This is a genomic window from Ensifer sp. ENS09, from assembly GCF_014852425.1.
Taxonomy (GTDB): domain Bacteria; phylum Pseudomonadota; class Alphaproteobacteria; order Rhizobiales; family Rhizobiaceae; genus Ensifer.
The window spans coordinates 985082-1007321 of the sequence record NZ_JACVBP010000002.1; the positions used below are offsets into that span (position 1 = coordinate 985082).

The window sequence follows — 22240 nt, forward strand, 5'->3', positions numbered from 1 at the left end:
AGGCGTGAGGAATCAGGTTCGGGGCGCATCAAGGGCCAGGTTGAGTTCTAGCACATTGACGCGCGGCTCGCCTACGACCCCGAACAGCCGTTCCTCCGTCGCCCTGGAAACCAGGCCGGCAACGTCCGCTTCGCTCAGGCCCCGCGCCTTGGCGACGCGGGCAACCTGGGCTTCGGCAAAGGCCGGCGTGATGTGCGGGTCGAGACCGGAGCCTGACGTGGTCGCCGCATCCGCCGGAATTTCACCGTTGACGCCGGCCGCCTTCAGCCGCTCGACATCGGCTGCAACGCGATCCTTCAGCTTGACCGAGGTGGTGCCGAGGTTGGAGCCGCTCGAAGCGCCGGCATTGTAGGCTTCCGGACCGGTCGCGGAGGGCCGCGGCCAGAAATACTTGTCGGAGGTGAAATTCTGGCCGATGAGGGCGGAGCCGATGAGGGCGCCGTCCTTTTCGATGAGGCTGCCATTTGCCTGGGCGGGCATCAGCACCTGCGAGGCGCCGGTGATGGCGAAGGGATAGGCAAGGCCGGTGATCGCGGTCAGAAGTACGATCATCACGATGGCGGGGCGAAGTTGGTTCAGCATGGTTACACCAGATTGAGTGCGTTGACGGCAAGGTCGACGAGCTTGATGCCGGCGAAGGGCAGGACAATGCCGCCGAGGCCGTAGACGAGCAGGTTGCGGCGCAGAAGCGCTGCCGCACCGACCGGCCGGTACTTGACGCCCTTCAGCGCCAGCGGGATCAGCGCGACGATGATGAGCGCGTTGAAGATCACCGCCGACAGGATCGCCGATTGCGGCGAGGCGAGGCCCATGACGTTGAGCGCGGCCAAGGCCGGATAGGTGGTGATGAACAGCGCCGGGATGATGGCGAAGTACTTCGCAACGTCGTTGGCGATCGAAAAGGTCGTCAGCGACCCACGGGTCATCAACAGCTGCTTGCCGATCTCGACGATCTCGATGAGCTTCGTCGGACTGGAATCGAGGTCCACCATGTTGGCGGCCTCGCGGGCGGCCTGCGTCCCGGTCTGCATGGCGACGCCGACATCGGCCTGGGCAAGCGCCGGCGCGTCGTTGGTGCCGTCGCCGCACATGGCGATGAGACGACCGCCCTGCTGTTCCTTGCGGATATAGCCAAGCTTGTCCTCGGGGGTGGCTTCGGCGAGAAAGTCATCGACGCCGGCTTCAGAAGCGATGGCTGCCGCAGTCACCGGGTTGTCGCCGGTGACCATGACCGTGCGAATGCCCATGGCGCGAAGGGCGGCGAAGCGTTCCTTGATGCCGGGCTTCACCACGTCCTTCAGGTGGATGACGCCGAGCAGGCGCGGACCGTCGGCGACGGCAAGCGGAGTGCCACCGGTGCGGGCCACCTGATCGACGGCGCGGCGAAACTCGTTCGGCACGTTCTCGTCGCGGATGCCGGTGAACTTCAGGATCGAGTCGACGGCACCCTTGCGCAACCGGCGACCGCCGAAGTCGACGCCCGAAAGCCTCGTTTCCGCAGCGAAGGGAATGACCGCGTCGATCCGGGTCGCACCGGCCCGACTTGCGCCGCCGCCGACGGCAAGCGCCAGGACCTCGCCCTTGTCGGACGCGGGCAGCGACACATCTGGCGTCTGGCGGCCAAATTCACCGGTGGCGAGCGCTGCGATCGAGCGCCCCTCCGGCGTTTCGTCGGCAAGGCTCGCAAGCAGTGCGGCATCGGCAAGCTCGGCCTCGGTAACGCCCGGCACCGGCATGAAGTCGGCGGCCATGCGGTTGCCGAAGGTGATGGTGCCGGTCTTGTCGAGCAGCAGCGTATCGACGTCGCCGGCAGCCTCGACGGCGCGGCCGGAGGTGGCGATGACGTTGAAGCGGACCAGACGGTCCATGCCGGCGATGCCGATCGCCGAAAGCAGACCACCGATGGTGGTCGGGATCAGCGTTACCAGAAGCGCGGCCAGCACGGTGACCGAGAGAACGGTACCGGAATAACCGGCAAGGCCCCAGAGCGTGACGACGGCGACGAGGAAGATCAGCGTCAGGCCCGAAAGCAGGATCGAAAGGGCGATCTCGTTCGGGGTCTTCTGGCGCTGCGCGCCCTCGATCAGAGCGATCATGCGGTCGACGAAGGTGTCGCCCGGTGCGACGGCGATGCGGATCTTGATCCAGTCTGACAGCACCTGCGTGCCGCCGGTGACAGCCGAGCGGTCGCCACCGGATTCGCGGATGACGGGCGCCGATTCACCGGTGATGGCGCTCTCGTTGACGGAAGCGACGCCTTCGACGACTTCGCCGTCGCCGGGGATCAGTTCGCCGGCCTCGACAAGCACGAGGTCGCCGACCTTGAGTGATGTCGCCGGGATCGTCTGGGTCTCACGGCCTTCGTCGGCGACGAGTTTGCGCGCCGTCAGCTCGGACTTGGTACGGCGCAGGCTGTCGGCCTGGGCCTTGCCGCGACCTTCGGCGACGGCTTCGGCAAAGGTGGCAAAGAGCACGGTGAACCAGAGCCAGGCAGCGATCTGGCCGGAGAAGAGTGCGCCTCCGCCGCCGGTTACGAGATCACGGACGAAGAGGCCGGTGACGACGGCGGCGACCACTTCGGTGACGAAGATCACCGGATTGCGCACGAGCTGGCGCGGGTCGAGCTTGACGAACGCCGCCTTGATCGCCGGCAGCAGGATCGCCGGGTCCAGAAGACTGGGAGCGATGGGTTTGGAAGACATGTGTCGAATTCCTTTAGATCGCGATGGTTTGGGTCTAGTCGACCCAAACCATAAACGTGATCGTTTCTAATAAGTTAGAGCGGGATGCGGGCGGAAAACCGCACACACTTTTCCTCATCCCGCTCTAGAAGGTCTGACCGGCAAGCATCGAGAGATGCTCGACGATGGGACCAAGCGCGAGCGCCGGGAAGAACTGCAACCCGCCGAGAATGAGGATGATGCCGACGAGCAGGCCGACGAAGAGCGGCGTGTCGGTCGGGAAGGTACCCTTGGAGGCCGGTACGCGGGTCTTGACCGCGATCGAGCCGGCGATCGCCATCACCGGAACGGCATAGGCGAAGCGGCCGAGCAGCATCGCGAAGCCTAGCGTCGTGTTGTACCAGGGTGTGTTGCCGGTGAGCCCGCCGAAAGCCGAGCCGTTGTTGCCGGCCGCCGACGTGAAGGCGTAGAGGATTTCCGACAGGCCATGCGGACCCGCCGTGCCGATGCTGGCGACAGCAAAGGGCAGCATCGCGGAGACGGCGGCAAAGCCGAGGATCGTTGCCGGCAGGATGAGGACGGCGAACATCGCGTATTTCATCTCGCGGCTTTCGATCTTCTTGCCGAGCAGTTCCGGCGTACGGCCGACCATCAGGCCGGCAACGAAGACGGCGAGGATCGCAAAGACGACCATGCCGTAGAGACCGGAACCGACGCCGCCCGGCAGGACTTCGCCAAGCTGCATCAGGAACATCGGCACGAGACCGCCGAGGCCCGTCAGCGAGCCGTGCATGCTGTTGACGCCGCCATCCGAGAGGCCCGTCGTAACAGCCGCATAGAGCGCCGTCATCGCCTGGCCGAAGCGAACTTCCTTGCCCTCCATGTTGCCCTGGGCGGCATCGAGGCCAAGGGCGGTCAGGATCGGGTTGCCCTGGGCTTCAGCCCAGTAGACGACCGCGACGCCTGAGATCAGCAGGATGCCGGTGACGGCGATGAAGGCCCAGCTCTGGCGGCGGTTGCCGACCATCTGGCCGAAGGTGTAGACGAGCGCCGCCGAGATCGACAGCATCGAGAAGATGTTGAGATAGTTGGAGAAGGCCGTCGGGTTTTCGAACGGATGGGCGGCGTTGACGTTGAAGAAGCCGCCGCCATTGGTGCCGAGCTGCTTGATCGCTTCCTGGCTTGCGACCGGGCCGACTGAGATCGTCTGCTTGACGCCTTCGAGCGTGGTTGCGGTGAGATCGGCGTGGAAGGTCTGCGGCAGGCCGCTCCAGACCATGGCAAGCGCCATGACGACGGCAATCGGCAGGAGCACGTAGAGCGTCGAACGGGTGAGGTCGACCCAGAAATTGCCGACGGTCGAGGCGTTCGAGCGGGCGAAGGCGCGGGTGACGGCAAGCGCCATGGCGATGCCGGTCGCAGCCGAGACGAAGTTGTGCACCGTGAGCCCGGCCATCTGGCTGAAATGGCTGAGCGTGGTTTCGCCGCCGTAGTTCTGCCAGTTGGTGTTGGTGACGAAGCTGGCCGCCGTGTTGAAGGCGAGGTCGGACGGCATGCCCGAGAAGCCTTGCGGGTTCATCGGCAGATAGGCCTGCAGCCGGAGGATCGCGTAGAGCGAAACGAAGCCTGCGAGGCTGAAGGCAAGCATCGACATCGTATAGGCGAGCCAGCCCTGCTCCTTCTTCGGATCGACGCCGGCGGCAAGATAAAGGCCGCGCTCGACGGGGCCGAGGACGGGCGAAAAGACGTTGCGTTCACCGGAGAAGACCCGCGCCATGTAAAGCCCCAACGGCTTGATGACGATCAGGACGGCGATGAAGAGGAGGCTGATCTGCAGCCACCCGATGATAGACATGAGATTACTCCGCTAAGGGCGGCCGGACGGCGCGACGGCGCCCGGCTGATGCGAACGGCCAACGGGTCCGATCCCGTCGACCGGGTCAGAACCGTTCCGGGCGAACGAGGGTGACGACGAGGTAGGCCGCAAGCGCGACAGCGACGGCAAGACCGAGCAGGGCTTCGAACATGACGCCCTCCTAAAGCCGGCTTAGCGCGCGCGCATAAAGCGCGAACACGACAAAGCCGCCGACGCCGGCAGCAAGAAAAAGAACATCGGACATGCAAATTCTCCGGACTGTTGAGGTCCGGAGTGTGCATCCGCAACGGGTCAATTATCGATTGCGATGGTCGGAAGGCGGCATAAGGAAAAGATAAAGACGCCCGCCAGGGTCCGCTGACGAAGGCGGAATACGATCTTCATAAGCGCGGGATCCGGTCGTTATCGGCCTATCAGCGAGATGCCGGACAGATCCAGGGCGACCGCACGTCCGCGACCGCCGGCTTGGCGTGACGCCTAGCCCTTGATGATGTGGTTCACGCTCGTTTCGGTGGGCGCGGTGACTTCGCGCATCCATTCGCGCCAGATGGCAACGAGCAGCGCCATCAGCACCGGGCCGACGAAGAGGCCAAGGAAGCCCATGGTCTTCACGCCACCGACAAGGCCGAAGAAGGTCGGCAGGAAGGGAAGCTTGATCGGGCCGCCGACGAGGCGCGGACGCAGCGTCTTGTCGACGATGAAGAGTTCGGTCGTGCCCCAGGTGAACAGCGCCAGGCCGTGAACGGGCGAACCGCTGGCGACGAGGTAGACCGAGACCAGCGTGAAGCAGAGCGGCGCGCCACCCGGGATCAGTGCCATCAGGCCGGTGATGATGCCGAGGGTTACCGGCGACGGTACGCCGGCAAGCCAATAGGCGACGCCGAGCACGATGCCCTCACCGATGGCGATGATGCCCATGCCGGTGACCGTGGAGCTGATCGTCAGCGGCACGACGCGCGACAGCCGCTCCCAGCGCATCGGGAAGATGCGCTCGCCGAGCTTGTCGAGCTGGCCGGAGAAGGACTGGCCGTCGCGATAGACGAAGAACAGCGTGATCATCATGAACAGCAACGTCAGGAAGGCATGGAACGTCGACGCGCCCACGACCAGGACGCCGCGGTAGATATTGCCGATGTTGGAGCCGCTGACGAGCTGGACCAGTTCGCCGAGCGCACCCGGATGGCCGATATGCTTGACCCATTGTTCACCGAGCCAGGCGCCGGCAACCGGGATACCGGACAGCCAGGCGGGCACCACGGCACCATTGGCATTGGTCTCGACCGCCCAGACGACCCAGTCGCGCACCTCGTCGACCGCATAGACGGAAGCGATAGAGATCGGCACGACGATGAAGGAAATGACGCAGACGATCGCGATAGTGGCGGCCAGCGTCCGGTTGCCGTTCACACCGGCGAGCAGCCGGCGATAGATCGGCCAGCTGGCAAAACCGATGACGACGGCGGCCAGAACCGGAACGACGAAACCATGGAAGAAGTAGACGCCGGCAAGCAGAACGAAGACCAGCATCCAGCGGGCAGCGGTCATGGGGCCGACAAGGGCATGGCGCGAAATAGCGGTTTGCCCGAGGAGCCGCGGCTCCACGGCAAAATTCTCTCGTTCACGATTGCCCAATTGCACCAATGATCCTCCGTCTTTCGACGACTTTACAACAAACCCGAGGCCTTGCCAGCCTGTCTGGCGCCGGGCGCCGCCCCTTTGCCCCTGCTTTACGGTAGTTTCAGGGCCGTGGTCGACGCTAACGGCGGGACATGACAGAAAAATTTAGGAGGGTTCAAGAGCCCCTGGCTTTCTTTCGATAAAGCCGGTCATTCCGCCGCAGGTTTTGCAGCCATACGCGCAGGCTGTGCGCGATCGACGAAGACTGAAGCGAGAAAGATGCCGAAGCCGGCGACGCCGAGAACGGCGCCGACGAGACCGGTGGAGGTCCAGCCGTAACCGGCGGCGATCGAAACACCACCGAGCCAGGCGCCAAGCGCATTGGCGAGATTGAAGGCGGAGTGGCTAAGGGCGGCGGCCAGCGTCTGGGCCTCGCCGGCGACATCCATCAGCCGCGTCTGTACGCCCGGGACGACGGCAAAGCCGCCGCCGATGAAGAGCACGTTGACGATGGCGATCCACGGATTGCCCATGGTGAAATAGAAAAGCACATAGGCAAAGATGTTGAAGGCGATGGCGATGCCGATCGCCGGCATCAGCGCCCAGTCGGCAAGCCGTGCCCCGACGATGTTGCCGAGGATCATGCCGGCGCCGAAGACAGAAAGCATGATCGGCACGTTACCAAGCGAAACACCCGCGACTTCGGTCAGCGCCGGCGTGATGTAGCTGAAGACGGCGAACATGCCGCCGCAGCCGATGGCGCAGATGCCGAGCATCAGCCAGACCTGCAGCTTGCCGAGCGCGCCCAGTTCGCGAAGCGGCGTCGCCTTCGGGTTGCCCTTGTCCCGCGGCACGTGGGCGAAGGTGAGCGCCATGGTCAGGAGGCTGATGGCGCCGACAATGGCAAAGGCGGAGCGCCAGCCGAGCGCCTGGCCGAACCAGGCGACGAGCGGCGTGCCGAAGAGAGTGGCAATGGTCAGCCCCATCATCACGCGCCCGACGGCGCGGGCGCGCTGGTTCGGCGCGGCAAGTCCCGCCGCCACCAGGGCAGCGACGCCGAAATAGGCGCCGTGCGGCAGGCCGGCGAAGAAGCGCGCGGCAATCAGCGTGTAGAAATCCGGAGCGATGGCGCTCGCGAAGTTGCCGACGGCAAAAACCAGCATCAGGACCAGAAGCACCCGGAAACGCGAGAAGCGAGCGGCAAGCACCGCGATCAGCGGCGCACCGACGACAACGCCGAGTGCATAGGCACTGATGACAGCGCCGGCCTGGGGTACCGAGACCGATACATCTTCGGCGACCTGCGGCAGCAGACCCATGATGGCGAATTCGCCGGTACCGATGCCGAAGCCGCCGACGGCGAGCGCCACTTCGGCGGCGGAGACGCGGGCCCGGCGCGGATCGACGGCAGAGGTGAATGCTTCGTCACACATGGGATCACTCATGGGCAATGGCCAGTGTCGCCGTGCCTTGCGGCCGGAGAAAAATCTGGGGGATATGTCGACGGATGTTGGATTGGACCAACAGGGATATGCTGCAATGCAATACAGGTTTTTCCTGCGGCAGGCAAAGCTTTTGCGGTTCTCGTCATACTTTTTCGCGAGGCTCGCAGAGGCCTGTTAACCGTAAGCTTGGTTGACGTTTACGTCAAAGTTATATAATCCCGAATCTCAGCTTGAAGAGGTGTCGCAAAAGCATCATCTTCATCGGCGTGAGAGGATCGGGAGGGATTTTCTCAGGCCGCGATCAGGCCAGCCTGTGGCGACCAGAGGGAGAGAGGTCATGGCGGAAGTCAGCGCACAACAGACGGGTATCAGCCCAGGCAAGATCTGGCTGAAATCCTACCCAGCCGGAATAGCCGGCGAAATTGCCCCCCTGCCCTACAAGTCGATCGGCGAATTCTTCGACCATGCCGTGGCCCGCTATTCGAGCCGCCCGGCCTTCACCTGCATGGGCAAGACGCTCACCTTTGCCGATCTCAACGCCCAGTCCGCACGGATCGGGGCCTGGCTGCAATCACTCGGCCTTGCCAAGGGCGACCGCGTCGCGGTGATGATGCCGAACATCCTGCAGAACCCGGTGATCGTCTACGGCATCCTCAGAGCCGGCTTCACCGTCGTCAACGTCAACCCGCTCTACACGCCGCGCGAGCTGCAGCACCAGTTGGTCGACTCCGGCGCCAAGGCGATCTTCGTTCTGGAGAATTTCGCCCATACCGTGCAGCAGGTGGTCGACAAGACCTCGGTCAAGCACGTCGTCGTCGCGACTATGGGCGACATGCTCGGCCTCAAGGGCGCGATCGTCAACCTGGTGGTCCGCCGCGTCAAGAAGCTCGTTCCGGCCTGGTCGATCCCTGGACACCTTTCATTCAAGGACGTGCTTGCCAAGGGTGGGCGAGCCAAGCTGACGACGCCCAACGTCGCCGCGAGCGACGTCGCCTTCCTGCAATATACCGGCGGCACGACCGGCGTTTCGAAGGGCGCGACGCTTACCCATTCGAACCTTTTGTCGAACATGGCACAGATGGAAATCTGGTTCGAGACGGCGTTCCGCTCGAGGGCCCGGCCGGACAATCTCGTCTTCATGTGCGCGCTGCCGCTCTACCATATCTTCGCGCTGACGGTGAATTCGCTGATGGGCCTTGCCACCGGCGGCAACAACATCCTGATCCCCAATCCGCGTGACATTCCGGGCTTCGTCAAGGAACTCGGCAAGCACAGGACAAACATCTTCCCGGGCCTCAACACGCTGTTCAACGCGCTGATGAACAATGCGGAGTTCCAGAAGCTCGACTTCTCGTCGCTGATGCTGACCTTCGGCGGCGGCATGGCGATCCAGCGCCCGGTCGCCGAACGCTGGAAGCAGATGACCGGCTGCTCGATCGCCGAGGGCTACGGGCTTTCGGAAACCTCGCCGGTGGCAACGGCCAACATCCTCGACGCGACCGAGTTCACCGGCACGATCGGCATGCCGATCCCGTCCACCGACGTCGAGATCCGTGACGACCAGGGCAATACGCTGGCGATCGGCGAAGTCGGCGAAATCTGCATCCGCGGGCCGCAGGTGATGGCTGGCTACTGGCAGCGGCCGGACGAGACGGCCAAGGCAATTTCGCCGGATGGCTTCTTCCGCTCGGGCGACATCGGCTTCATGAACGCCGACGGCCTCGTCAAGATCGTCGACCGCAAGAAGGACATGATCCTGGTCTCCGGCTTCAACGTCTTCCCGAACGAGATTGAGGAAGTGGCCATGACCCATCCGGGCATCCTCGAATGCGCGGCGATCGGCATTCCGGACGAGCATTCCGGCGAAGCAGTCAAGCTCTTCGTCGTCAAGCGGGACCCAGCACTGACGGAAGAAGAGGTCAAGCGCCACTGCGCCGCCAACCTCACCAACTACAAGCGCCCGCGTTTCGTCGAATTCCGCACCGAACTGCCGAAGACCAATGTCGGCAAGATCCTGCGCAAGGACCTGCGCGGGTAAACTACTCCCAAATTCAAACGATTTAAAAAATCCTGAAAACCGCCACTTCGGCGGTTTTCCAGTCTTGATTTGGTCCACTTAAAGCGAATAGCTACGCAGGCGATTGTCCGACACCCCTGTCCGACCAAGGAGCCCCGCGATGAAAGCGCTTGTCGACCAACTCAAAGCAACCGCCGCTGAAACCAACGCGACCGATATCCGCGCGGCCTTCGCCGCCGACGCAGAACGTTTCGCGCGCTTCAGCACCACACTCGGCGACCTGCTGTTCGACTATTCGAAATGCGCCGTCAACGACAAGGTGCTGGATGGCCTCGAGGCGCTCGCCAAGGCCGCCAAGGTCGAGGAGAAGCGGGACGCCATGTTCCGCGGCGATATCATCAACATCACCGAGGAGCGTGCCGTCCTGCACACGGCGCTACGCAACCGCAGCAACCGACCGATCCTCGTCGACGGCAAGGATGTGATGCCCGATGTCAACAGCGTGCTTGCCGCCATGGGCGCTTTTGCCGACGGCATCCGCTCGGGCGCGCTGAAAGGTGCGACCGGCAAGAAGATCACCGACGTCGTCAACATCGGCATCGGCGGCTCCGATCTCGGCCCGGTGATGGCGACGCTGGCGCTCGCGCCCTTCCACGACGGCCCGCGCCTGCACTTCGTTTCCAACATCGACGGTGCCCATATCGCCGATACGCTGAAGCTGGTCGATCCGGAAACCTCGCTCTTCATCGTCGCCTCGAAGACCTTCACCACCATCGAGACCATGACCAATGCGGCGACCGCCCGCGCCTTCATCGCCGGCAAGCTCGGCGAGGCTGCGGTCGGCCATCACTTCGCTGCCGTTTCGACCGCGCTCGACAAGGTCGCCGCCTTCGGCATCGACCAGACCCGCGTCTTCGGCTTCTGGGATTGGGTCGGTGGGCGCTACTCGATCTGGTCGGCGATCGGCCTGCCGCTGATGATCGCGGTCGGCAAGGAGAATTTCGGCCGCTTCCTCGATGGCGGCCATGCCATCGACGAGCATTTCCGCACCGCCCCGATCCGTGAGAACATTCCGGTCCTGCTCGGCCTCCTCGGCTTCTACCACCGCAACGTGCTCGGCTACCCGTCGCGGGCGATCCTGCCCTATGACCAGCGCCTGTCGCGTTTCCCCGCCTACCTGCAGCAGCTCGACATGGAATCGAACGGCAAGGCCGTGACGCTTGAGAGCACATCGGTCGAGTATTCGACAGGCCCGGTCGTTTGGGGCGAGCCCGGCACCAACGGCCAGCATGCCTTCTACCAGCTGATCCACCAGGGCACGGACGTCATTCCGGCCGAGTTCATGATCGCCGCCAACGGCCATGAAAAGAACCTGCGCCACCAACATGAGCTTTTGATCGCCAACTGCCTGGCCCAGTCGGAAGCGCTGATGAAGGGCCGTACGCTTGCGGAAGCCAAGGCACAGTTGACCGCCAAGGGCATAGCAGACGCCAAGGCCGACAAGATTGCCCCGCACCGCGTCTTTCCCGGCAACCGTCCGTCGCTGACGATCGTTTACGACCAGCTCGACCCCTTCGCGCTCGGTCGCCTGATCGCGCTTTACGAGCACCGCGTCTTCGTCGAGGGCGCGCTCTTCAACATCAACTCCTTCGACCAGTGGGGCGTCGAGCTCGGCAAGGAACTGGCCACCGGCCTGCTTCCGGTGGTCGAAGGCAAGGAAAGTGCCGAAGGTCACGACTCGTCCACGGCAGGGTTGGTGGCAGCACTGCTGAAGGCTGCGCATTAGACCAAAGGCTGAGCGCGGAGGGTGCATATCGCGCCTTCCGTGCAACCTTTCGGCGCACGGGGCCATGGGCCTTGGCAGACGCACAATCAGAGGCAGCATTATTTCTTAGCCGATTCTTATGGCATTGACCTGTAGTTGTACGCGCAACGGAGAGTGTTGATGCGTATAGCAATCCTTGCGGCCGCACTTTTGGCGACAGGCGCCTATGTCATATCGAATGATGACAAGACGCCTTTTGCCGCGACCTATATTTCCGTCTTCGAAGAGAGCCCCGATCTCGTTCAGTCCCACGTCGAACGGGCGATGGAGGGGTGCCCACTGACGAGCATGCAGTTCCGCCACAGTACGCAACCGGTCAAAACACTGGCGGCGCGGACATTCACGCGGTCGATGCTGCTGACGGCAAAGGACACGCCACCGGAAGAGGCCTCTCGCGAAATTATCCCTTGGGTCATGGAGAACGCGGAGCAGCTCAATTCGGATGAGCAAGCGAGATATCTCGAACTCATCCGTCAGATGAACAAGATCGACTCTATGCTCTGCATCATGTCTTCGATCCAGGATTCTGCAAATTCAGGTTCGATGCCGCTGCAGCGGCCTGGGCAATCCGTTCCCAGGGCGTGCCTCCCTTGCGCCTGAGAGGCGAGCCCGCCCGTGCTCGTTCAGCCTCGCCACAAACCAAGATCACAATTGACGGTAATTATTTATTGTTTTACGATAAAAATACAAGCCAAACGATAAAGGACTTTTCATGACGAACTCCGCCGAGAGGCTGCGCAAGCTCAGCCGCTTGATGAAACTCATGATCATTTTGTGCGGAGCGTTGTTCTGTTCGGCGGTCGTCTACACCCATTGGCAGATCTTCTTCGACCGGCAAGGCTTCGAACAGGGCGTTCGCGACATCGTCTTCCCTCGGGTTGAGATCATCACCCTGTCCTATCGCGCCATCGGGACCGTCATCTTTCTGGCCGCGCTCAACAACGCGCTCGTCATTGCCGGCCTGGCATTCGCCTGGCAGCTTTTCGACAGCTTCCAGCGTGGAGAGATCCTCTCCAGCCGCAACGGCGTGCTGTTGCGGCGAGTGGGCCTCACGGTCCTTTTCGGTTCGCTGTGCATGACCGTCAGCAATGGGATCGGCATATTGGCCGTCACCTATGACAATCCGGGCGCCACGGGGCATGCGGTGATGTTCGACATCAACGGCGGCACGATGATCGTGCTATTGATGGCGGGCCTGGTCGTCGGACTGGGCCACGTCATGGTCATCGCGTCGGGGATCGAAGCGGAGAACAGGAGCTTCGTCTAACGCATGCCGATCGTCGTCAATCTCGATGTGATGCTGGCGAAACGCAAGGTCCGCTCACGCGACCTTGCCGAGCAGGTGGGGATCACCGAGCAGAACATCTCGCTGCTGAAATCCGGAAAAGTGAAGGGCGTGCGCTTCGACACACTGGAAAAGATCTGCGCAGCCCTCGACTGCCAGCCGGGCGATATTCTGGAATACCGCCCGGACCCAGGCTAACGATCAAAGACCGATTTCATGCTTCCACGGCGGGTTGGCGCCGGCGCGCGAGACGGTGACGGCTGCCGCCTTGGCGCCGAGCGCCAGCGCATTGCGGACGGCGGCCTCAGTGAGATCTGCAACATCTGCCTTGCTCAGGAGGCCGGCCAGCTTCAGCGATGCCAGCACGCCGGCATCGAACGTGTCGCCGGCGCCAACGGTATCGACCACCGTCACCCGCTCACCGGCAACTTCGACCTTGTGGCGCGCGGTGTAGCCGACGGCGCCATCGGCGCCCTTGGTGATCAGCACCAGCTTCGGGCCGCGTCTCAGCCATTCGGCGGCGAGATCGTCGTGGCTGCCTTCCATGCCGAACCAGGCGAGGTCCTCGTCGGAGAACTTGATGATATCGGACATCGCCGCCATGCGGTTCATGCGGGCGAGGTGCGATTCCCTGTCCTTGATGAAGCCCGGCCGGATGTTCGGGTCGAAGGAAATCACCCGCTTCTCATGCTCGCGCGTCATCAGCGCTTCATAGGTCGAGCCGCAGGGCTCGGGGATCAGGCTGATCGCGCCAAAATGCAGCGCCTCGCAGAAGTCGCCAAGCGCCGGCAGATGCTCTGACGTGATCATGCGACCGGCAGTGTTTTCGTCGAAGAAGGCGTAGCTGGCATGGCCGTTGACCAGCTTGACGAAGGCAAGCGTCGTGTGCAGCGACAGCGTGGCGCAGGGGCCGAAATCGACATTCGCTGCCGTCAGCGTGTCGCGCAGGATATCGCCGAACATGTCGTCGGAGAGACCCGTGAAAAATCCGGTCTGGATGCCGAGGCGGCCAAGGGCGATCGCCGTGTTGAAGATCGCGCCGCCGGCATAGGGCGCAAAGGCGCTCTCGCCCGCGGTCGTGTCCCGCGGCAGCATGTCGATCAGCGCTTCTCCGCAACATACGATCATCGGCTTATCCTCCTCGACAGATTTTCAATCGATTTAAAAATTATGACTGAAGACGCTACGAGGCCCCGGCAGAACCGGGGCTTCGCCAGAGATTACGCCAAGGCGCTGACGCCGCCGTTGCGGCCCGACCAGGCGAGCGGCGCGTTGAGGAAGGCCTCGACTTCGCCGAGCGTCTTTTCGTCGAACAGCTTCTGCTCGCGGGCGACCGCAAGCACGTTGCGCCAGGTGGCGATCCAGTGCAGGTCGACGCCCTTGCCCTTCATCTCGCCGACCGCTTCCGGGAAGATGTCGTAGTAGAAGAGCGCAATGCCGTGGTCGACGATGCCACCGGCCGCACGAATGGCGTCGATGAACTTGAACATCGAGCCACCAGCCGTCGTCAGGTCCTCGATGACGAGAACGCGGGCGCCTTCCGGCATATGGCCTTCGATCTGGGCGTTGCGGCCGTGGCCCTTGGGCGCCTTGCGCACATAGATCATCGGCAGACCGAGACGTTCGGCAAGCATGGCGGCGAAGGGAATGCCGGCGGTTTCGCCGCCTGCAACCACGTCGAACTTCTCAAAACCGGCTTCGCGCAGGATCGACGCTGCAGCAAAATCCATCACCGCCGAGCGGATGCGCGGATAGGAAATCAGCTTGCGGCAGTCGATATAGACCGGGCTCGCCATGCCGGACGACAGCTTGTAGGGCTTGTCGGCGCTAAAATGCACCGCCTTGATCTCCCAGAGCATCTTGGCGACCAGCTCGGCCATGACGGCCTTGTCGGTGAACGCGTTGGAAAACATCAAACTCTCCTTCAAAACTTCAAGCGATCAAACGACGGCCCAGTGCAGCGGGAACATCGGATCGAAAACAGTGACCGTACCGGCGCCGGTCTCGATCTTCTTCGGATAGGTTACGGCCTCGGCCTGCTTGCGCAGCGTGATCGTTTCCTCGTTAACCGGCAGGCCGTACCAGGCGGGGCCGTTCAGCGAGGCGAAAGTTTCGAGCTTGTCGAGCGCGCCCTCCTCTTCGAACACATGCGCCAGGCAGCTCATGGTGTTGATCGAGGTGTAGATGCCGGCGCAGCCGCAGGCGCATTCCTTCAGCGGATCGACGTGCGGTGCGGAGTCCGTGCCGAGGAAGAAGCGCTTGTCGCCGGAGACGGCAGCCGCGCGCAATGCCAGGCGGTGGTTCTCGCGCTTGGCGACCGGCAGGCAGTAATAGTGTGGCTTGATCCCACCGACGAGAATGGCGTTGCGGTTGATGATCAGGTGATGGGTGGTGATCGAACCTGCAAGGTTCGCCTTCGACGCCTTGATGTAGTCGATGCCGTCCTTGGTGGTGACGTGCTCCATCGTCACCTTCAGTTCCGGCAGGCGCTTGCGCAAGGGATCGAGCACGGTCTCGATGAACACGGCCTCGCGGTCGAAGATGTCGACATCCGCGCTGGTGACTTCGCCATGCACGCAGAGCGGCAGGCCGATCTTTGCCATGCGCTCCAGCACCGGCATCGCCTCGTCGATGTTGCGCACGCCGCTGTGCGAGTTGGTCGTCGCACCTGCCGGGTAGAGCTTGACCGCCTTGACGAGACCGCTCTTGTGGCCGGCTTCGACGTCGTCGGGATGGGTGCCTGCGGTCAGGTAGAGCGTCATCAGCGGCTCGAACCGGTCCCCGGCCGGGATCGCCGAGACGATACGTTCGCGATAGGCGGAGGCGTCTGCAGTGGTGACGACAGGCGGCACCAGGTTGGGCATGATGATCGCGCGGGCGAAATGGCGGCTGGTATCGGCGATAACACCCTTCAGCATGTCGCCGTCGCGCAAATGAAGGTGCCAATCATCCGGGCGGCGGATAACGAGGTCTTGCATGGTCAGCGTTCTCCTAGGTCAGAGCAGGCGCAGACGGAAAACCGCAGCCCCGGGCTCGCGCCCGATCCGCGCGCGCGGCTTTGCGAGCCGGCGGGTGCGCGGGTGGCGGGCGGTTTCTCATGTGGTGGAACCGCGTCTCGATATCACCAATGCGCCCGCAAACACAATCCGCAATCCGGCCATCGCTCAGAAATCCGCAAGCACCAGATCGGCAGCCCGCTGATGCTCGACCACCCGATGCGCGTTCGGGATGTCGTTACCGAGAGCCTTGCGCTTTGCCGCCTCCTCGTCATAGCCGTGATCGTACCAGCGTTTTAGAAGCCGCCGCTCCAGTTCCTCGACGCCGGGATTGATGAAGATCGAGAAATCGAAGGCGCCTTCGAGCCCCGACCAAGGCGCCTCGTCGAGCAGCAGGTAATTGCCCTCAACCAGGATGATGCGGGTCTCGGGCGCAACGATCCGGGCCGAGGCGATCGCGATCTCGCGCGAGCGGTCGAAGACCGGAACCAGCACCTCGCCGTCATTGGCGCGCACCGCGGCGACCGTCGAAAGAAAAGCCCTGACGTCGAACGTCTCCGGCGACCCCTTCCGTGGGAGGAGACCTTTTTCCTCAAGAACGGCATTGTCCATGTGGAAGCCGTCCATCGGCAGAACCGCCGCCCTTTCGCCGCCGACAACCAGGGTTTCGGCCAGCGCCTCGGCCAGCGTCGACTTGCCGGCACCGGGCGGCCCAGCGATGGCGACGACGAAGCGGGCGGCACCGGCCGCCCGTTTCAGGATTTCGTTGGCGACCGGCTCGACATTCATGCCGCAAGCGCCTCGCGCGGCGGCTCCTTCGCCCCGGTCATGAAGGCAACCGCATCCGACATCGTATGCTCCTTCGGATTGATGACGCAGAGGCGCTTGCCGAGACGGTGAACGTGGATGCGGTCGGCCACCTCGAACACATGCGGCATGTTGTGCGAGATCAAGACGATCGGCAGGCCGCGCGAGCGCACGTCGAGGATCAGCTCCAGCACCCGCCGGCTTTCCTTGACGCCGAGTGCCGCCGTCGGCTCGTCCATGATCACCACCTTGGAGCCGAATGCCGCGGCCCGAGCCACGGCAACACCCTGGCGCTGGCCGCCCGAGAGCGTTTCCACCGCCTGGTTGATGTTCTGGATCGTCATCAGCCCGAGCTCGGACAGTTTCGCCCGCGCCCGCTTTTCCATTTCCGCGCGATCGAGGGTGCGGAAGAGCTTGCCCATGATGCCAGGTTTGCGGATTTCGCGGCCGAGGAACATGTTGTCGGCGATCGACAGCGCCGGCGACAGCGCCAGGTTCTGATAGACCGTTTCGATGCCGGCCGTTCGCGCTTCCATCGGCGAACGGAAGTTGATCAGTTGGCCCTCAAGCCGGATCTCGCCCTCATCCGGCGTGATGGCGCCGGAGATCGCCTTGATCATCGAGGACTTGCCGGCACCGTTGTCGCCGATCACGGCGAGGATCTCGCCTGGATAGAGATCGAAATCGGCATGATCGAGGGCGGTGACGCGACCGTAACGCTTGACCAGGCCGCGCGCGGTGAGAATGGGTTCCTGAGCCATCAGCCTGCTACCTTTCTGATCCATTGGTCGATTGCGACGGCGGTGATGATCAAGACGCCGGTGAGGAAGACTTTCCACTGCGGATCGGCGCCGAGCATGTTGAGCCCCATGGAGACGACGCCGACGATCATCGCGCCGATCAGTGTGCCGAGGATCGACCCGCGGCCACCGAAGAGCGAGATGCCGCCGATCACGGCTGCGGTGATGGCCTGCAGATTGTAGTCGGTGACGGCTGCAGACGGCGAGATCGAGCCATTGCGGCCGATCGACACCCAGGCGGCAAGCGCCGCGATCAGGCCGGCCAGCGTGTAGGCGCTCAAAAGCACGCGGCTGGTGCGGATACCCGAGAGCTTCGCCGCTTCCGGATCGTCGCCAACGGCATAGAGGTGGCGGCCCCAGGCTGTGTGGTTCAGCGCGTACCAGAGGCCCAAGACCAGCACGACCATCATCACCACGCCGAGCGTGAAGACGGCGGAGCCCACCTTGAAGCTGACGCCGAAGAGGTGGAGCATCTGGGTGACGGCCGTCACGTCGGCCTCGCGGATCGTCGCGTTGGCCGAATAGATGAAGTTCGTCGACATGATCACGTACCAGGTGCCGAGCGTCACGATGAACGGCGGCAGCTTTACCCTGGAAACGAGGAAACCGTTGAGGAAGCCGCAGGCGCCGCCGACGAGGAAGCCGATGGCGATGGCGATCGGTGCGGGAAGTCCGTAGGTCACGGCGCAATTGCCCATGATGACGGCTGAAAGCACCATGATCACGCCGATCGAAAGGTCGATGCCGGCGGTCAGGATAACCAGCGTCTGCGCCGCGCCGAGGATACCGACGATGGCGATCTGCTGGAGGATGAGGGTCAGGGTATAGGACGAGAAGAACTTACCCCCGATGGCGATGCCGAAAATCAGGATCGCAGCGACCAGCACGATGAACGGCACGGCGGCCGGCGTCGAATGCAGGAAATGCTGGATCTTCTGGACCGCTGTCTTGTCATGCGTGTCGAACGACGCGACCTGCGTCGAACTGTTGACCAGGACTTTTTCGAATTCCTGGGATGGCTGCGCGGCTGTGTTGGGCTCGCCCATGGACCTTCCTCCCGTGAACCCCGCTCCCAAGGGGTTGCGATGCTGCTTGGTGCACAGCCCGCCCGCCTTCGGGCGGGCATCAGCACTCCTACAAGAGGCTGCGCGGTTTTCTTCGCCTTGTCAAAGACATCGGCGCTTATGCGAAGGGCGGCCGGGGCCGCCCTTCGGTGACTGGCTCATACGTTCGAAGCGAGGTGGCGATCAGCCCCAGCACTTCTCCGTGCCGACCTTGGTATCGATCGATTCGACGCCGGCTGCCGGCTTGTCGGTGACCAGCGAAACGCCGGTGTCGAAGAAGTCCTTGCCTTCGGTTGGCTTCGGCTTCTCGCCGGTGTCGGCGAACTTCTTGATCGCCTCGATGCCCAGCGCCGCCATCATCAGCGGGTACTGCTGCGAGGTTGCGCCGATGACACCTTCGGCGACCGACTTGACGCCCGGGCAACCCCCGTCGACCGACACGATCAGCACGTCCTTTTCCTTGCCGACGGCCTTCAGTGCCTGGTAGGCGCCGACGGCGGCCGGCTCGTTGATCGTGTGGATGACGTTGATATCAGGATCCTTCTGCAGAAGGTTCTCCATCGCCTTGCGGCCGCCTTCCTCGTTGCCGTTGGTGACGTCGTGGCCGACGATGCGCGGATCATCCTCGTCGCCGATCTTGTTCGGATCCTTCGTGTCGATGCCGAAGCCCATCATGAAGCCCTGGTCGCGCAAAACGTCGACTGTCGGCTGCGACGGCGTCAGGTCGAGGAAGCCGATCTTGGCGGTCTTGGCACCATCACCCATGGTGGCGGCGGCCCATTGGCCGATCAGCTTGCCGGCGAGCAGGTTGTCGGTAGCAAAGGTCGCATCGGCGGCGGTTGCCGGATCGAGCGGCGTGTCGAGCGCGATCACGAGCAGACCGGCTTCCTGCGCCTTCTTGACCTGATCGACGATCGCCTTGGTGTCGGAGGCGGCGATCAGGATGCCTTTGGCACCGTCTGCAATGCAGGATTCGACCGCAGCCACCTGGCTGTCATGGTCGCCGTCGATCTTGCCGGCATAGGACTTCAGCGTCACGCCGAGTTCCTTGGCCTTGGCAGTCGCGCCCTCTTTCATCTTGACGAAAAAGGGGTTGGTGTCGGTCTTGGTAATCAGGCAGGCGCCGACATCGGCGGCTTGCGCGGGCATGGCGAAGACAACGCCAAGCGACAGCGCGCCAAAAGCAGCGGAAAGAACAGTCTTCTTCATGAAATCCTCCCAAGGATTGAAAATCGTGCCGGCGGACCGGCCCTGGCTACACCACCGCAGCATTCTCCTCCGCTGCAACTGGCGCTTCCGAGACAAAAACAAACACTAAATTTCCGGGGTGTCAATAAATAAATCAAATTGAATTATTATTTCGATGTGGCATTCTTGGGATGACAGCGGTCCACCGGAGGATTGGCGCGCCGATCAAATTGACAGAGCCGCGACAAGTGGAAACAAGAGACCTGCGCCAAGCGGGCAGCAGAACGGAATGGGACTGCCCCATGCGGTTTCCGCCTGCGTCCTGCGCACATGATCCAATGCCAACGGGAGGAGACGGTGGCATGTCACTGACAGACGGCCCCGACAGGGGACCGACGCAACCTGAAGTCATCGACCCGAGTGGCGGCGCCAACCAGACGCGTGTGCGCGCCTATAACGAGCGGCTGGTCATGTCGCTTGTCCGGCGCCACGGCGGCCTCTCCAAGGCCGACATCGCCCGGCGCTCCGGCCTGTCGGCGCAGACCGTCTCGGTGATCATGCGGGCGCTCGAAAGCGACGGCCTTCTGGTCAAGGGCGACCCCGTCAGAGGCAAGGTCGGGCAGCCCTCGACGCCGATGCGGCTCAATCCGGACGCGGTCTATTCCTTCGGCGTCAAGATCGGCCGACGCAGCGCCGATCTGGTGTTGATGGATTTCGTCGGCACCATCCGTCTGCATCTGCACCATGTGCACCCCTATCCGCTGCCCGGCGATCTCGTCGATTTCATCATTTCGGGCATGGCAAAGCTCGAACAGCAGCTTGGCCCCGACCAGCGCAAGCGCATTGCCGGCATCGGCATCGCCACGCCCTTCGAACTCTGGAACTGGGCGGAGGAAGTGGGCGCGCCGCGCGAAGAGATGAACAAGTGGCGCGACGTCGACCTGCAGGCGGCGGTCGCAGCCCGCACCACCTATCCCGTTTTCCTGCAGAACGACGGCACCAGCGCCTGCGGCGCCGAACTCGCCTTCGGCGTCGGCGCCAGCTATCCGGATTTCGTCTATTTCTACATCGGCTCGTTCATCGGCGGCGGCGTCGTGCTGAACTCCGCGCTCTTTTCCGGACGCACCGGCACGGCCGGCGCCGTCGGCCCGCTGCCGGTCTCGGGCAAGGACGGCAAGACCATTCAGCTCCTCAAGATCGCCTCGGTCTTCGTGCTCGAGAACCTCCTGCGCGAGCGCGGCATCGATCCGCGACCGCTTTGGTATTCGGCCGACGACTGGATCGATTTCGGCGAGCCGCTCGACATCTGGATCGACGATTGCGGCGCAGCTCTTGCCCAGGCCGTCGTCTCCGCCGTCTCGATCGTCGATTTCTCCGCCGTCGTCATCGACGGCGGCTTTCCGCCCTGGGTGCGGGCGCGGCTGCTTTCCGCCACGCGCAAGGCGCTCTACGACCTCGACCTTCAGGGCGTGACCATTCCCGAACTGGTGGAAGGCATGGTTGGCAGCCACGCGCGCGCCATCGGCGGCGCGAGCCTGCCGCTCTTTTCCCGCTACCTGCTCGACACCAATGTCCTCTTCAAGGAGCTCGGCTGATGCTGAAAGGCCTAAACCCGATCCTCAGTCCCGAACTGCTCGCAACGCTGCGGGCGATGGGCCATGGCGACGAGATCGCGCTGGTGGATGGCAACTATCCCGGCCAGGAACATGCGCGCCGGCTCGTGCGGCTCGACGGGCATGGGCTGATCCCGGTGCTCGACGCCATCTTGAGCGTCTTGCCGATCGACGATTTCGTGGCCGACGCGATCTTCCGGGCAACGGTCAAACAGGACAAGGACGCGCTCGATCCGGTCCACCAGGAGATCATCGCGTGCTGCGGCAGGCACGAGCCGAACCGCCGCGTCGTTCCCCTGCTCGGCGCCGATTTCTATCCGCGGGTGAGAGCCGCCCATACGGTCGTGCAGACCAGCGAGCCTCGACTTTACGGCAACGTCATCCTGCGCAAGGGCGTGATCTATCCCTAGAGCATGTCGCGCAAGAGCGCGCAGCGGTTTTGCGATGACGACATGCGAAAATCAAAGACCGAATGCGCCGAGAACGCGATGAGGAAACGTGTGCGCGGTTTTCCGCACGCACCCACTCCGACCCTGTTCAAACGCAAAAAAGCCCGCCGATGGACGGCGGGCTTTTGTTATTGCGGTGAGACCAAGCCTCAGGCGCCGCGCTTGTCGACCGACAGCGCGCCGGGGCCGAAAGCGCCGAGCACCAGGAAGCCGCCGGCGATCGCAACGTTCTTCATCATCATCAGGCCGTTGAAGACGGTGAGCAGGCCATTGGCTTCCGGCGGGAAGTTCGGAACATTGATCGCGCCGCTGTGGAAGGCAAAGGCGGTGACCAGGCTGAAGGCGGCGAGCAGATAGGCAGCAATCTTCGTCTGGAAGCCGACGAGGACGGCGAGACCGGCAACAAGCTCGAAGAGACCTGCGAGGTAGGCAAGCACGGTCGGAGCCGGCCAGCCGGCGCCGGTGATCATCTGGGCAGTGCCCGAGGGATCCATCAGCTTGCTGAAACCGGACATGATGAACATGATAGAAAGCAGGATGCGCCCGACGAGGACGGCAACATTCTGAGGCATGGAAG

21 protein-coding genes are annotated in these 22240 nt (G+C 63.2%); 7 read left to right on the forward strand and 14 right to left on the reverse strand.

The window, feature by feature from the left end:
* Positions 1-12: 12 nt before the first annotated feature.
* The 6 genes from kdpC to IB267_RS12905 form a co-directional block, all read right to left on the reverse strand.
* Positions 13-582 (reverse strand): potassium-transporting ATPase subunit KdpC, encoded by a 570-nt coding sequence (gene kdpC, locus IB267_RS12880; RefSeq protein WP_192447956.1) that lies wholly within the window; start codon positions 580-582, stop codon positions 13-15.
* 2 nt (positions 583-584) lie between these two features.
* A complete protein-coding gene (gene kdpB, locus IB267_RS12885) occupies positions 585-2702 on the reverse strand; it encodes a potassium-transporting ATPase subunit KdpB (protein ID WP_192447957.1) in 2118 nt (705 codons plus the stop codon).
* Between the two features lie 124 nt (positions 2703-2826).
* Positions 2827-4536 (reverse strand): potassium-transporting ATPase subunit KdpA, encoded by a 1710-nt coding sequence (gene kdpA, locus IB267_RS12890; protein WP_192447958.1) that lies wholly within the window; start codon positions 4534-4536, stop codon positions 2827-2829.
* A gap of 85 nt (positions 4537-4621) precedes the next feature.
* Positions 4622-4708 (reverse strand): K(+)-transporting ATPase subunit F, encoded by an 87-nt coding sequence (gene kdpF, locus IB267_RS33875; protein WP_043618850.1) that lies wholly within the window; start codon positions 4706-4708, stop codon positions 4622-4624.
* Positions 4709-5034: 326 nt separating this feature from the next.
* A complete protein-coding gene (locus tag IB267_RS12900) occupies positions 5035-6195 on the reverse strand; it encodes an AI-2E family transporter (RefSeq protein WP_192447959.1) in 1161 nt (386 codons plus the stop codon).
* A gap of 188 nt (positions 6196-6383) precedes the next feature.
* Positions 6384-7607 carry an MFS transporter gene (locus IB267_RS12905; protein ID WP_246810618.1) on the reverse strand — a complete coding sequence of 408 codons (1224 nt, stop codon included), beginning with the start codon at positions 7605-7607 and terminating at the stop codon, positions 6384-6386.
* A 349-nt stretch (positions 7608-7956) separates the two neighbouring features.
* Between IB267_RS12905 and IB267_RS12910 the strand changes: the two genes are divergently transcribed.
* From IB267_RS12910 to IB267_RS12930, 5 genes are all read left to right on the forward strand, one after another.
* Entirely contained in the window at positions 7957-9657 is a 1701-nt protein-coding gene (locus tag IB267_RS12910; protein ID WP_192447961.1) for a long-chain fatty acid--CoA ligase, read from the forward strand.
* Between the two features lie 139 nt (positions 9658-9796).
* The gene (gene pgi / locus IB267_RS12915; RefSeq protein WP_192447962.1) at positions 9797-11422 is read left to right on the forward strand and encodes a glucose-6-phosphate isomerase; all 1626 of its coding nucleotides are present in this window, start codon (positions 9797-9799) and stop codon (positions 11420-11422) included.
* A 159-nt stretch (positions 11423-11581) separates the two neighbouring features.
* Positions 11582-12061: a hypothetical protein gene (locus tag IB267_RS12920; protein ID WP_192447963.1), complete on the forward strand. Its 480-nt coding sequence runs from the start codon at positions 11582-11584 to the stop codon at positions 12059-12061.
* A 112-nt stretch (positions 12062-12173) separates the two neighbouring features.
* Positions 12174-12728, forward strand: a complete 555-nt coding sequence (locus IB267_RS12925) for a DUF2975 domain-containing protein (RefSeq protein ID WP_192447964.1) — start codon at positions 12174-12176, stop codon at positions 12726-12728.
* Between the two features lie 3 nt (positions 12729-12731).
* Positions 12732-12944, forward strand: a complete 213-nt coding sequence (locus IB267_RS12930; protein ID WP_192447965.1) for a helix-turn-helix transcriptional regulator — start codon at positions 12732-12734, stop codon at positions 12942-12944.
* A 3-nt stretch (positions 12945-12947) separates the two neighbouring features.
* Here IB267_RS12930 and IB267_RS12935 read toward each other — a convergent pair whose 3' ends face one another.
* From IB267_RS12935 to IB267_RS12965, 7 genes are all read right to left on the reverse strand, one after another.
* Positions 12948-13874 (reverse strand): carbohydrate kinase, encoded by a 927-nt coding sequence (locus tag IB267_RS12935; protein WP_192447966.1) that lies wholly within the window; start codon positions 13872-13874, stop codon positions 12948-12950.
* A 92-nt stretch (positions 13875-13966) separates the two neighbouring features.
* Positions 13967-14659, reverse strand: a complete 693-nt coding sequence (locus IB267_RS12940; protein ID WP_043618867.1) for an orotate phosphoribosyltransferase — start codon at positions 14657-14659, stop codon at positions 13967-13969.
* Between the two features lie 27 nt (positions 14660-14686).
* Entirely contained in the window at positions 14687-15724 is a 1038-nt protein-coding gene (gene pyrC / locus IB267_RS12945; RefSeq protein WP_192447967.1) for a dihydroorotase, read from the reverse strand.
* Between the two features lie 186 nt (positions 15725-15910).
* Positions 15911-16531 carry a nucleoside triphosphate hydrolase gene (locus tag IB267_RS12950; protein ID WP_192447968.1) on the reverse strand — a complete coding sequence of 207 codons (621 nt, stop codon included), beginning with the start codon at positions 16529-16531 and terminating at the stop codon, positions 15911-15913.
* Positions 16528-17310, reverse strand: a complete 783-nt coding sequence (locus tag IB267_RS12955; RefSeq protein ID WP_034797240.1) for an ATP-binding cassette domain-containing protein — start codon at positions 17308-17310, stop codon at positions 16528-16530. Before IB267_RS12955 ends, IB267_RS12950 begins: the two co-directional genes overlap by 4 nt.
* On the reverse strand, positions 17310-18395 hold the full coding sequence (locus IB267_RS12960; protein ID WP_192447969.1) for an ABC transporter permease: 1086 nt from the start codon (positions 18393-18395) through the stop codon (positions 17310-17312). Before IB267_RS12960 ends, IB267_RS12955 begins: the two co-directional genes overlap by 1 nt.
* Before the next feature lie 201 nt (positions 18396-18596).
* The gene (locus IB267_RS12965) at positions 18597-19622 is read right to left on the reverse strand and encodes a sugar ABC transporter substrate-binding protein (protein ID WP_034797243.1); all 1026 of its coding nucleotides are present in this window, start codon (positions 19620-19622) and stop codon (positions 18597-18599) included.
* 341 nt (positions 19623-19963) lie between these two features.
* Between IB267_RS12965 and IB267_RS12970 the strand changes: the two genes are divergently transcribed.
* Together IB267_RS12970 and IB267_RS12975 are read left to right on the forward strand one after the other, a co-directional pair.
* Positions 19964-21196 carry an ROK family transcriptional regulator gene (locus IB267_RS12970; RefSeq protein ID WP_192447970.1) on the forward strand — a complete coding sequence of 411 codons (1233 nt, stop codon included), beginning with the start codon at positions 19964-19966 and terminating at the stop codon, positions 21194-21196.
* Positions 21196-21624, forward strand: coding sequence for an RbsD/FucU family protein (locus IB267_RS12975; RefSeq protein ID WP_192447971.1), 429 nt, complete (start codon positions 21196-21198; stop codon positions 21622-21624). Before IB267_RS12970 ends, IB267_RS12975 begins: the two co-directional genes overlap by 1 nt.
* 188 nt (positions 21625-21812) lie before the next feature.
* Here IB267_RS12975 and IB267_RS12980 read toward each other — a convergent pair whose 3' ends face one another.
* On the reverse strand, positions 21813-22235 hold the full coding sequence (locus IB267_RS12980; protein WP_043618888.1) for a DoxX family protein: 423 nt from the start codon (positions 22233-22235) through the stop codon (positions 21813-21815).
* Between the last annotated feature and the right edge of the window lie 5 nt (positions 22236-22240).

Coding starts and splice junctions, on each gene's coding strand:
- kdpC (WP_192447956.1), bottom strand. CDS start 582: ATGCTGAACCAACTTCGCCCCGCCATCGTGATGATCGTACTTCTGACC.
- kdpB (WP_192447957.1), bottom strand. CDS start 2,702: ATGTCTTCCAAACCCATCGCTCCCAGTCTTCTGGACCCGGCGATCCTG.
- kdpA (WP_192447958.1), bottom strand. CDS start 4,536: ATGTCTATCATCGGGTGGCTGCAGATCAGCCTCCTCTTCATCGCCGTC.
- kdpF (WP_043618850.1), bottom strand. CDS start 4,708: ATGTTCGAAGCCCTGCTCGGTCTTGCCGTCGCTGTCGCGCTTGCGGCC.
- IB267_RS12905 (WP_246810618.1), bottom strand. CDS start 7,607: ATGTGTGACGAAGCATTCACCTCTGCCGTCGATCCGCGCCGGGCCCGC.
- IB267_RS12910 (WP_192447961.1), top strand. CDS start 7,957: ATGGCGGAAGTCAGCGCACAACAGACGGGTATCAGCCCAGGCAAGATC.
- pgi (WP_192447962.1), top strand. CDS start 9,797: ATGAAAGCGCTTGTCGACCAACTCAAAGCAACCGCCGCTGAAACCAAC.
- IB267_RS12920 (WP_192447963.1), top strand. CDS start 11,582: ATGCGTATAGCAATCCTTGCGGCCGCACTTTTGGCGACAGGCGCCTAT.
- IB267_RS12925 (WP_192447964.1), top strand. CDS start 12,174: ATGACGAACTCCGCCGAGAGGCTGCGCAAGCTCAGCCGCTTGATGAAA.
- IB267_RS12930 (WP_192447965.1), top strand. CDS start 12,732: ATGCCGATCGTCGTCAATCTCGATGTGATGCTGGCGAAACGCAAGGTC.
- IB267_RS12935 (WP_192447966.1), bottom strand. CDS start 13,874: ATGATCGTATGTTGCGGAGAAGCGCTGATCGACATGCTGCCGCGGGAC.
- IB267_RS12940 (WP_043618867.1), bottom strand. CDS start 14,659: ATGTTTTCCAACGCGTTCACCGACAAGGCCGTCATGGCCGAGCTGGTC.
- pyrC (WP_192447967.1), bottom strand. CDS start 15,724: ATGCAAGACCTCGTTATCCGCCGCCCGGATGATTGGCACCTTCATTTG.
- IB267_RS12950 (WP_192447968.1), bottom strand. CDS start 16,531: ATGAATGTCGAGCCGGTCGCCAACGAAATCCTGAAACGGGCGGCCGGT.
- IB267_RS12955 (WP_034797240.1), bottom strand. CDS start 17,310: ATGGCTCAGGAACCCATTCTCACCGCGCGCGGCCTGGTCAAGCGTTAC.
- IB267_RS12960 (WP_192447969.1), bottom strand. CDS start 18,395: ATGGGCGAGCCCAACACAGCCGCGCAGCCATCCCAGGAATTCGAAAAA.
- IB267_RS12965 (WP_034797243.1), bottom strand. CDS start 19,622: ATGAAGAAGACTGTTCTTTCCGCTGCTTTTGGCGCGCTGTCGCTTGGC.
- IB267_RS12970 (WP_192447970.1), top strand. CDS start 19,964: ATGTCACTGACAGACGGCCCCGACAGGGGACCGACGCAACCTGAAGTC.
- IB267_RS12975 (WP_192447971.1), top strand. CDS start 21,196: ATGCTGAAAGGCCTAAACCCGATCCTCAGTCCCGAACTGCTCGCAACG.
- IB267_RS12980 (WP_043618888.1), bottom strand. CDS start 22,235: ATGCCTCAGAATGTTGCCGTCCTCGTCGGGCGCATCCTGCTTTCTATC.